Source organism: Methylobacterium nigriterrae, assembly GCF_037106235.1.
Lineage (GTDB): Bacteria > Pseudomonadota > Alphaproteobacteria > Rhizobiales > Beijerinckiaceae > Methylobacterium > Methylobacterium nigriterrae.
In genome coordinates this window covers 1-256 of sequence record NZ_JBAWTG010001021.1, presented here as the reverse complement: position 1 = coordinate 256, position 256 = coordinate 1, and the positions used below count along the sequence as shown (strand labels likewise).

The 256-nt window shown below is 71.1% G+C and carries 1 pseudogene; it reads left to right on the top strand.

From position 1 onward, the window contains the following. A pseudogene (locus WDW90_RS40085) lies at positions 1-256 on the top strand (ABC transporter permease); the annotation flags it as partial.

Below are 256 nucleotides of genomic sequence, written 5' to 3'. Positions count from 1 at the left end.
GGCTACATCGTCGACACCGCGACGCCCCCGCCCGTCTGGTTCTTCTGCCGCGGCGAGCCCTATCGCTATCTCGGCCTCGTGCCGGGTGACCGGCACCTGATCTGCCCGCCCGCGGGCGGGACCCTGTTCCTGCTCGGCACCGGCCGGCTCGGGCGCGACCTCCTCTCCCGCATCGTCTACGGCGCGCGCATCTCACTGGTGATCGGCCTTGTCGGCGTCGGGATCTCCTTCGTGCTCGGGCTGTTCTTCGGGGGCA